General features: G+C 71.3%; 7 protein-coding genes. 1 reads left to right on the top strand and 6 read right to left on the bottom strand.

What is annotated here, in order from left to right:
• A partial coding sequence (locus ETD85_RS19860) for a 2-oxoglutarate and iron-dependent oxygenase domain-containing protein (RefSeq protein WP_206058413.1) occupies positions 1–261 on the bottom strand: 261 nt, incomplete at its 3' end.
• A 97-nt stretch (positions 262–358) separates the two neighbouring features.
• Here ETD85_RS19860 and ETD85_RS66880 point away from each other — a divergent pair.
• On the top strand, positions 359–1531 hold the full coding sequence (locus tag ETD85_RS66880) for a hypothetical protein (RefSeq protein WP_138691231.1): 1173 nt from the start codon (positions 359–361) through the stop codon (positions 1529–1531).
• A gap of 48 nt (positions 1532–1579) precedes the next feature.
• On the opposite strand, the gene ETD85_RS19850 is transcribed toward ETD85_RS66880, so the two are convergent.
• The 5 genes from ETD85_RS19850 to ETD85_RS66870 form a co-directional block, all read right to left on the bottom strand.
• Complete coding sequence (locus ETD85_RS19850; RefSeq protein ID WP_138691230.1) at positions 1580–2977, bottom strand: glycoside hydrolase family 16 protein; 1398 nt, start codon at positions 2975–2977, stop codon at positions 1580–1582.
• A 200-nt stretch (positions 2978–3177) separates the two neighbouring features.
• Entirely contained in the window at positions 3178–3915 is a 738-nt protein-coding gene (locus ETD85_RS19845) for a vWA domain-containing protein (protein WP_138691229.1), read from the bottom strand.
• Positions 3915–4754 (bottom strand): hypothetical protein, encoded by an 840-nt coding sequence (locus tag ETD85_RS19840; RefSeq protein ID WP_138691228.1) that lies wholly within the window; start codon positions 4752–4754, stop codon positions 3915–3917. The genes ETD85_RS19845 and ETD85_RS19840 overlap by 1 nt, the downstream gene beginning before the upstream one ends.
• A 411-nt stretch (positions 4755–5165) precedes the next feature.
• Positions 5166–5885, bottom strand: coding sequence for a DUF5941 domain-containing protein (locus ETD85_RS66875; RefSeq protein ID WP_138691227.1), 720 nt, complete (start codon positions 5883–5885; stop codon positions 5166–5168).
• Positions 5882–7405, bottom strand: a complete 1524-nt coding sequence (locus ETD85_RS66870) for a CDP-alcohol phosphatidyltransferase family protein (RefSeq protein ID WP_138691226.1) — start codon at positions 7403–7405, stop codon at positions 5882–5884. The genes ETD85_RS66875 and ETD85_RS66870 overlap by 4 nt, the downstream gene beginning before the upstream one ends.
• Between the last annotated feature and the right edge of the window lie 92 nt (positions 7406–7497).

The following is a 7497-nucleotide window of genomic DNA, read 5'->3' as shown; positions in this document are numbered from 1 at the left end:
CGCCCGCCCGCCCCGATCCATCGAGATCTCGGCCTTGACCTCCTCCGGCAGGGCGAAGAAGGCCCGGCTGGCCCGGTCGAGCCGGGCGAGGAGGTCCGGCGGCACCCCGTGGCCCGAGACGTAGAAGAAGCCGTTGTCCCGGCAGGCCGCCCCGATGGCCTCGGCCACCGCCTGCTTGCCGGAGCTCCCGCGGGAGCCCGGATCCGGACGGGTGGCGTCGGAGAGGAGTGGCGCGACATCGATCACCGGCAGTTCGCTCACGCCACCATTCTCACCCCTTGTCGCGTCCGGCATCATTCCTCCCCGTCTCCGGCGGCGGGACTTAGCATCGAAGTCAGAACCCCCTGTGGGAGGCCAGATGCGCTTCATTCGCCGGAAGCAGGACGAGCCCGCCGAGCCTGGTCAGGTCACGCGCATCGCGCCGGCCGTCGCGTACGACGGCGACCTCTACCACCTGCCGGACTGGCCGCGGCGCCGCCAGGAGGAGCGGGAGCTCGGCCGCGCCCATGCCAACGACGGACAGATCGACACGCTCACCCTCCAGACCGGCAGCGTGCCACGCTTCCACGAGCTGGAGGACGAGCGCCTGGAGGAGCTGGCCAGGATCGAGGACCGTACGGAGCAGGAGGTCCAGCAGGCGCGGGCCGAGTTCGAGTCGCAGAAGATCCGGCTCGCGGAGTCGCAGCGCACGTTCGGCGAGGCCCGTAAGGCGCTCGACGACAGCCAGCACCGGGTCACCGAGCTGGAGCAGCCCAGCAGACGGCCGGGTGACGGCCGCCCGAGCTCGATCGCCATCTCCGGCAGCCACTGGCCGGTCATCCGCCGCTGGCTGCCGGCCGCGCTCCTGCTGCTGCTCCTCCTGATCGTCGAGGTGCCCATCCTCTACCAGGTGATCCTCAGCTGGGGCGACAGCGTTGCGATGACCGCCCTGCTCGCCGCGGGCGCGGCCCTGATCATGCTGGTGGCCCCGCACATGTACGGGCGGGCGTTCCGGTCCTGGCAGGAGCACGGCAGCTCGGCCAAGGGCCGCTGGCTGCTGGCCGGGGTGGCGCTCGTCTGGCTGGGACTGATCGTCGCGGTCGCCGTCCTGCGCCGGGACGCCCTGGTCAAGCCCCTGGTGGTGGACGGCCAGGAGATCGGCCCCACCTCGGACGGCGTGGGGCAGCTCCCCACCATGATCCTCCTGCTGGCCCTCCTGGTGGCCACCGCCCTGATCGCCGCCGACCTGGGCCGCAGGATGCACAACCCGAACGACCGCCGCCTCAGGGAGCTGCGCGCCAAGCGTGACGCCGAGGCCAGGACCTGCGCCGCCGCCCAGGCGGCCTACCAGCGGGACGCGGGCTACGCGGAGAGCGTCGCCCAGTTCCTCCAGGCGGTGGACCGGCGCAGGGCCAGCCGGTTGCGGCAGCTGGACAGCGGGTTCGACAGCCTGGCGACGGCCTATCTCGGGGGAGTGGTGGAGGGCCTGCGGGACCCGGAGGCCGCGAGCTGGGCGGAACGCATCGTCCTGCGGCGCCGTACCCGCTCCTGAGCCGGACGCAGCCGCCGAGCGCCGGGCTCGGCGGCTGCCCCGGGCGGCTCACGCGGTCGAGAACGTGAGCCAGTTGACGTTGACGAAGTCGGCCGGCTGGCCGCTGCTGAAGGTCAGGTACACCGTGTGCGTGCCGGTCACGCCCGAGATGTTCGCCGGCACCGTACGCCAGCTCTGCCAGCCGCCCGTGCTGGCCAGCGCGAAGTCACCGATGACCGCGCCCGTCGGGCTGTCCAGCCGGACCTGCACCAGACCGCTGACCCCGGCCGCCGCTCCTGAGGCCACCCTGGCCTTGAACTGCCTGGCCGCCTCCGTGCCGAAGTTCACCCCGTCGAAGCGGAGCCAGTCGCCGTTGGAGATGGCCCCGACGTTCTGGCCGCCGCCCGTGTCGGTGGTCGTCTCGACGATGGTGCCCGACTGGGCCTGGTAGCTCTCGGCCTGGATGGTCGAACGCGCGTCGACGCCCCCAGGGGGAACGGTCGGCGTGACGGTCGGGGTCGGGCCGGTGCCGCTCTGCCAGACCGCCACGTAGTCCACCATCATCGGCCTGCCCGGCACGGTCGCCGCCGTCGGCGTCTGGCCGCCCAGCGCGTTGGGGAAGGCGCCGCCCATGGCCACGTTCAGCAGCAGGAAGTAGCCCGCGTGCCCGGTCATGTTGCTCCAGGTCGTCGCGTCGAACTGCGACTGGCTCACGCTGTGGAACTGCTGGCCGTCCACGTACCACCGCAGCTGGTTCGGGCTGACGCTGCGGTCCCACTCGAAGCGGTAGGTGTGGTAGGCCGCCTGGCAGGTGGAGCCGGGGCAGGCGCGGTTGGCGCCGAGGCCGGTGGTCTCGTTGCACGGCCCGCCCGGGTTGACGCCGCAGTGGAGCACGGCCCAGACGGAGTTGATGCCGTTGACGTTCTCCATGATGTCGAACTCGCCGATGGCCGGCCAGTTCCAGTAGTTCCCCCGGTACGGCGCGCCGAGCGCCCAGAACGCCGGCCAGTAGCCGAGGGCGGCGTTGCCGGTCACGTTCGGCATCTGGATGCGGCTCTCGATGCGCAGGACGCGCCCGTCGGCGGGCTTGAAGTCGGCCCGCCTGGTCTCGATGCGGGCCGAGGTCCACTCGCCCGATGAGCTGCGCAGCGGCGTGATGCGCAGGTTGCCCGAGCCGTCGAGGCTGAGGTTGGAGGTGCTGGAGGTGTAGTTCTGGATCTCACCGGTGCCCCAGTTGCCGGGGCCGCCCGGGTACGCGTGTCCCGTGTCGATGATCCAGTTGGACGACGAGGGCAGGGTGTTCGCGCTGCCGTTGAAGTCGTCGGACCAGACCAGAGACCAGCCCGACGGAGTCGCGGGGACGGTGGCGGAGGCGCTGACGGCCACTTTGACGAGCAGGCCGGTGAGTGCCAGGAGCACCGCGGCCACTGCCGCCAGGCGGCGCCGGTGCCGGGTCGTTGTCGTCATTCTTGCTCCAGAGGGGGTGTGGAGGCGGAGAGAGAGCGCTCTCTCAGGCGATGTGAACACAGGGCTTACTTCCTGTCAATATTCCGCACTGACAGGTAGTCGCGGCTGTGATGCGCCCTGGGGAGAGACAGGAGAGAGCGCTCTCGGGTCGAGCCCCGGCGGGCAGTTGCGAACAGGAGGCCGGGTCCGCGGAAGCCCGCTCAGAGCAGGTCCACGGTGGTGGCGCCGGCGGCCTCGAACGCCTCCTTCCAGAAGCCTTCGAGCAGGGGGAACCTGTCAGGGCTGGACGTCTTCTCCCGCAGGAAGCCGTGGACGGTCACCGCGTAGCCGGTCAGGTCGGGCAGCAGGCGCGCGGTCTTCAGCTCCTGGATCTTCTGCTTGCGCGCGCCCTCGTTCAGGTCCAGCCGGTTGATGTCCAGGTCGCCCCGGTTGTTGATCAGGTCGCTGAACACGATGATCTGGTGCGCCTGATCCGGCCGCCGCTGAGCGCTGAGCTGCTTGACCAGGTACCGCAGCGCGCCCAGCACGTCCGAGCCCTGGCCCTCGGTGGGGCAGTCGAACAGCTTGACCGCCCTCGGCAGCACCTCCGTGATGCGGTGCGCTCTGACGCGGTCCTCGACCATGGGGTTGTCGTTGGGGTTCTCGGCCTGGGTGGCGGCGATGGCGACCGGGTCCTGGCGGCAGGTGCTGCTCTCCGAGCTGCCGGTGACCGCCGCGAAGGCGATCCAGTCGCAACCCTGGGCGAAGGGCGGGAGTTTCGAGGTGACGTCGGCTCTCGACGTGGCGGGGTCGGCGTAGCTGGTGGAGTCGACGATCACGCCGCAGACGCCCTTGGCCTCCGTGCCGCACCCGGCCACCCCCGTCAGCGCCAGGGCCAGCACCGCCACCGCTCCTGACGCCCGCCGCAGGCTCTCCTTGCCGCCGCTCTCCTCCGCCATCAGTCGCCTTCCTGCCGATCCCGCCGATCCCGCCGAGACTCCGCCTGGCCTGGGCCCTCCGAGGTGTCCACGGCCTCCGGGGCAGGCGGCTCGTCCGTGGCGCCTGAGGGGGCGGGGGACAGCTGGTGCTGCCGTCCCTCCGGCAGCTCGGCGGGACGTTCGCCGCGCGGCCCCCGGGCGGAATCCCTCGGCAACTCCCTGGGCAGGACCTCGGCGTGCCACACCTCGATCCGCTCCTCGACCTCGCGCAGGATCCGCCCGATCTCCTCGCGCCCGGAGACGGCCGCGGGAGTGCCCCTCGTGGCGTCCACCGCGATGACCTCGCCCTTCCACAGGGACGGGATCTCCTCCTTGCGCGGATGCGCCTTGAGCACGCCGCTCTTGTAGGCCGCGATGAGCTGCTCGGCCCGGGCGTGCACGGCCTCCACCTCGTGGTCGCGGTCGATCAGCGCGCTCTCCCACTCCTGGGTGAGGTGCTCGATGCGGGCTCGGGCCCGCTGCACGTTGGCGTTCGCCTCTTCGACCACGGCCCGCCGCCGCGCCTCCGCCCGCCGCACCCTGGCCTCGGCGATCGAGATGAACGGATCCACCGGCGGCCGTTCCTCCTCGCGCGGGCCCCGGGGACGGTCAGGCTCCGGCTCGGACCCGTCGTGGGCCGTGGCGGCGTGGCCGTTCGCGGAGGCGGCGGCCGGCTCCGGCCGGGTGTCGCTCCTGCCCAGCTCCCGCAGGATGACCTCGCGCGCGCCCAGCGCCCGCTCGAGTAACGCCGTACGCGCGGTGGCGAGTCGCCGGTCCACCTCGGTGACCTGTTCGCGGGCCCGGGCGCGGATCTCCGTCACATAAGAAGGTTGGAACTCCGGATTCGTGAACTCGCCTAAAGGGTGTTCGCGGGCGTCCCTCATCCCCCGCCGACGGGCCTCCTCCCGCTCGGCCGGCGGATCGTCCCGCTTGAACAGCCGCGACAAGAACGCCATCCGCGTCTCCCGGCTCCGGCCGGACCGGCACCCGGCCCGAGTGTCCCTGACTCCCCAGACTAATCGGCCACTTCCCCGAATGGCGGTGATGTCACCCGATGGCGCGGTGTCCTGCGTGACCACGTAACCGGCCCACGTCGCGCCGTTTCGGCGGCCAGCCGGTGAAGAGTCAGCGGGCGTCTCCCCGGAGGGCCGCCGGCGAAAGGCGGTGAAACGACTTGCGGCGCCGCACAGGGTGCGGCGCCGCAGGATCACGGAGGTAAGACGGTCGTCGGGTCAGCCCTTTTCTGCTTCGCCGGTGGCTTGTTCGAGGGCGTCTTCCGGGGATGCCTCAAGGTCCTGTTCGGCGTCGGCGCCCGCCTGGGCGGAGGCCTTGTCGAGGCGCACCCAGCTCGTCACGCTCTCCACCGCGAACAGCACGAACAAGTACGCCGTCAAAACCGCCAGCACGGGCGTCAGCACGTCAAGGGCGGCGCCCACCCCGATGATCAGCAGGCGCAGCTCCCAGCCGAGCCCCGCGTGGAAGACCCACGCGGGCGGCCAGATGCTCTGCCGGGTCCGGTAAACCGTGTCGTAAGTGTGATAACCCACGACGTACACCAGCACGAACAGCAGCCACTTGGGCGCCCCGCCCGCCAGGCCGATCGCGATCATGGCGAAGAACTCGGCACCGCGCAGCAGCGGCGGCGTGAGCCAGTCGAAGCGGCCCAGGTGGTCGCGCGGCGTCGTGGGCAGCACGAGCAGCAGCATGATCGCCACAGGCAGGAGCAGGATCGGGCCGGAGGTGAGCAGGCCGGTGACGGTGACGGCCACGACGGCCAGCAGGGCGATGAGCGCGGCGGGCACGGGCGGCAGGCCCTTGCCGAGCTTGCCCGACAGCGCGTGGGCGAGCGGGCCGTCGTCGCGGTAGGCGAGCAGGCGGGCGGTCTGGATGCGGCGGCGTTCCTCGTCGGGGTCCGGCGTGGGGGTGGCCATGGCCTGCGGAGCGGTGATCATACGAGCGACCTCATGAGGCGTCCGGTGAGGGTGTAGGCGGCGGCGACGGAGCCCCAGATCACCAGCGTGAGGAAGGTGATCCGGGCGTCGAAGAGGGCGGCGGTGATCGCGATGGCCGCGAACCGCTCGCCGATGGGGAACACGATCATCTTGCGCGCCCAGTGGACGGCGCGGAACTTGCCCGCCCGCGTCCACATCTTGAGCACGCCACGCAGACCCTGGCTGCGCTCCACCTTACGGCGTACGAGTGCCTGGCGGAGGCTGCGGTCGTCGGGGGCGTCCAGCGGCACGGTGGGCAGCGGGGACGGGGGCTTGCGGCGGTTGGAGATGCCGAAGGAGAAGTCGAGCAGGTGGCGCACCGACTGCAGGCCGATCGCGGCCAGCGCGAGGATCCAGATGTCGTCGCCGTTGCCGGAGACCACCCAGCCGACGGCCAGTCCGGCGAAGACGACGTATTCCTTGAACCGGTCGAACGTGGCGTCCAGCCACGCCCCCAGCACCCCGAACTTGCGGGCGTAACGGGCGACCTGCCCGTCGACGCAGTCGAAGACGAAGGCGAAGTAGATCAGCACGCCGCCCGCCACCATCCACGGCCGGTCGCCGGTGGCGAAGCAGGCGGCGGCGGCCACGCCCAGCACGATCGAGATCAGCGTCACCTGGTTGGGCGTCAGCCCGCGCCTGGCCGCCCAGCGGGCGATGAAGCGCGAGTAGGTGGAGACGAAGTAGGTGGTGAAGAAGCCGTCCGCGCCCTTGACCGCGTTGTCGAGCCTGGCCCGGTCCTCGTTCATGCCGGCCATCTCGGCGCCGGCCTCGTTGATCTCCTCCTGGGTGGTGACCCGGCGGTAGAACAGGTCGCGGCGGCCGCGGATGCCGACCGACACGCCGTTGCGCACCAGGCCGAACACGACGAGCTGGATCAGGTCGTCGTCCGCGCCGAACGCGTCGGCCATCTCGGCCAGCTCGCGGCACGTCTGCGCCAGGACCGGCGCGTTGCGCGCGCTCACGTGCAGCGGGCCGAGCAGAACGGCGTTGGGCCTGGTCACGGCGTGGTTGGCGGTGCCGACCGACACGACGCGGGACTTGCCGACGCGCGAGCGCACGGGCAGCCCCTCCAGGCGGTTGAGGCCGATCTCGGGCTCCGCCTCGTCGATCGGGACCGTCTCCTCCTGGACGGAGTCCTCCTGCGCCTCCTCGGTCACCCCCGCACGCGGCTCCTTGGCGACGAGTGCCAGCGCGCCGCGCTTGGCCTTGCTGATCTGGTAGATCAGCTCGTCGTGCACCACCGAGTTTTCCGGGATGATGAAGAGGTTCTCCGTTGCGGACTCCGCGACGTCGGCCAGTGCGCGCAGAGCGGCGGCCACGTCGCCTGACTCGATCGCGGCTGGTCGCGGATCCATGGTCGTGAGCTGGCTGCGCAGCCGCTCGGCCACGGAGGGATTGCCGGGTAGCGCGGCCAGCCTCAGGCCGGTCGGAGAGGTGTCGGGGCCGGGCGAGGCGCCCAGCAGGACCACGCGGGTCATGACTCCCTTTCGAGGCAGTAGCGGGGGGTTGAACAACGGGTAATGCGGGGACAGACGTCAAAGTCTAGTGAGGGTCACGCAAAGTCGGGTCA

The organism is Nonomuraea zeae, from assembly GCF_005889725.1.
Taxonomy (GTDB): Bacteria; Actinomycetota; Actinomycetes; order Streptosporangiales; family Streptosporangiaceae; genus Nonomuraea; species Nonomuraea zeae.
The sequence above is the reverse complement of the archived record's forward strand: the minus strand, read 5'-3'. Positions and strand labels throughout refer to the sequence as shown.